The organism is Kineococcus deserti, from assembly GCF_050871945.1.
Taxonomy (GTDB): Bacteria; Actinomycetota; Actinomycetes; order Actinomycetales; family Kineococcaceae; genus Kineococcus.
The window spans coordinates 1-2,495 of record NZ_JBJLSI010000073.1; the positions used below are offsets into that span (position 1 = coordinate 1).

Genomic DNA, 2,495 nt, shown 5'->3' on the forward strand with positions numbered 1-2,495 from the left:
TTTTCGACGGAGAGTTTGATCCTGGCTCAGGACGAACGCTGGCGGCGTGCTTAACACATGCAAGTCGAACGGTGAACCCTCTTCGGAGGGGGATCAGTGGCGAACGGGTGAGTAACACGTGAGCAACCTGCCCCTGGCTCTGGGACAACCACTGGAAACGGTGGCTAATACCGGATACGACCCGCGACCGCATGGTCTGTGGGTGGAAAGTTTTTCGGCTGGGGATGGGCTCGCGGCCTATCAGCTTGTTGGTGGGGTGATGGCCTACCAAGGCGACGACGGGTAGCCGGCCTGAGAGGGCGACCGGCCACACTGGGACTGAGACACGGCCCAGACTCCTACGGGAGGCAGCAGTGGGGAATATTGCACAATGGGCGCAAGCCTGATGCAGCGACGCCGCGTGAGGGATGACGGCCTTCGGGTTGTAAACCTCTTTCAGCTCCGAAGAAGCGCAAGTGACGGTAGGAGCAGAAGAAGCACCGGCTAACTACGTGCCAGCAGCCGCGGTAATACGTAGGGTGCAAGCGTTGTCCGGAATTATTGGGCGTAAAGAGCTCGTAGGCGGTGTGTCGCGTCTGCTGTGAAAACTCAGGGCTCAACTCTGAGCTTGCAGTGGGTACGGGCACACTTGAGTGCTGTAGGGGAGACTGGAATTCCTGGTGTAGCGGTGAAATGCGCAGATATCAGGAGGAACACCGGTGGCGAAGGCGGGTCTCTGGGCAGTTACTGACGCTGAGGAGCGAAAGCATGGGGAGCGAACAGGATTAGATACCCTGGTAGTCCATGCCGTAAACGTTGGGCGCTAGGTGTGGGGTCCATTCCACGGATTCCGTGCCGCAGCTAACGCATTAAGCGCCCCGCCTGGGGAGTACGGCCGCAAGGCTAAAACTCAAAGGAATTGACGGGGGCCCGCACAAGCGGCGGAGCATGCGGATTAATTCGATGCAACGCGAAGAACCTTACCAAGGCTTGACATGCGCGGTGGAATCCCAGAGATGGGGTGTCATTTAGTTGGTCGCGTACAGGTGGTGCATGGTTGTCGTCAGCTCGTGTCGTGAGATGTTGGGTTAAGTCCCGCAACGAGCGCAACCCTCGTTCCATGTTGCCAGCACGTAATGGTGGGGACTCATGGGAGACTGCCGGGGTCAACTCGGAGGAAGGTGGGGATGACGTCAAATCATCATGCCCCTTATGTCTTGGGCTTCACGCATGCTACAATGGCCAGTACAGAGGGCTGCGATACCGTGAGGTGGAGCGAATCCCAAAAAGCTGGTCTCAGTTCGGATCGGGGTCTGCAACTCGACCCCGTGAAGTCGGAGTCGCTAGTAATCGCAGATCAGCAACGCTGCGGTGAATACGTTCCCGGGCCTTGTACACACCGCCCGTCACGTCATGAAAGTCGGTAACACCCGAAGCCGGTGGCCCAACCCCTTGTGGGAGGGAGCTGTCGAAGGTGGGACTGGCGATTGGGACGAAGTCGTAACAAGGTAGCCGTACCGGAAGGTGCGGCTGGATCACCTCCTTTCTAAGGAGCATCAACCCCATCAGGTCAGCGGGTTCGTCTCGCGCTGGTGGTGGGTGGACCAGTTTCAGCCAGCGATCGTCTGGCGGCTGGTGCTCGAGGGTGGAACATCAACACGGCATTCGTCACTGCTCAGTGCGGTCAGTACTCCAGCTTGCTGGATGGAACACCGAACGGAGCAGAGGTCGGGTGCCTGGCGCACTGTTGGGTCCTGAGGGACCGGCCGGCTGGCTCGCTTGCGAGCGTGTCAGTGGTTGGGTTGCTCGAGGTCTGGGCTCTGCCTGGTTCACACATCGGTCTGGGTGTCTTCGGATGCTGCGGGTGCTGGTGTGGGCTGTTGTGGGTGGGGTGTCGGGTTGTCTGTTGAGAACTGCACAGTGGACGCGAACATCTTTGTAGTGGTGTTCGTCGAGTAGATCCTCTGATGAGGCACCAGCTCGGTCGGGTTCGCCCGGTGGGTTGGTGCTGTGTCTTTGTGGTTCGTATTGATTGTGTGCACGTGTTGCCTCGCGCAGTGCCGGCTGCCTGGTCTTGAAGTTTCGGCTTCGGGAGCTGTGGTGGTGGGTGGTGTGTGGTGGTCAAGTGTGTAAGGGCGCATGGTGGATGCCTTGGCATCAGGAGCCGATGAAGGACGTGGGAGCCTGCGTTAAGCCTCGGGGAGTTGGCAACCGAACGGTGATCCGAGGATGTCCGAATGGGGGAACCCGGCCGTCGTCATGGGCGGTCACCCGCACCTGAATGTATAGGGTGTGTGGAGGGAACGTGGGGAAGTGAAACATCTCAGTACCCACAGGAAGAGAAAACAACAGTGATTCCGTGAGTAGTGGCGAGCGAAAGCGGATGAGGCTAAACCTGCATCGTGTGAGACCTGGTAGGGGTTGCGGTGTGGGGGTTGTGGGAGTGTTCTGGATGCGTCTACCAGCGTGTCGGGGAGTGAGAAAGTCGTGGTGTAGCCGAAGGGCCTGGGATGGCC

Annotated in this window: 2 rRNA genes; both read left to right on the forward strand. The window is 59.1% G+C overall.

The features are described from left to right. Positions 1-3: 3 nt before the first annotated feature. A 16S ribosomal RNA gene (locus tag ACRYR2_RS24955) occupies positions 4-1,525 on the forward strand. Between the two features lie 573 nt (positions 1,526-2,098). Next, positions 2,099-2,495, forward strand: a 23S ribosomal RNA gene (locus tag ACRYR2_RS24960); the annotation flags it as partial.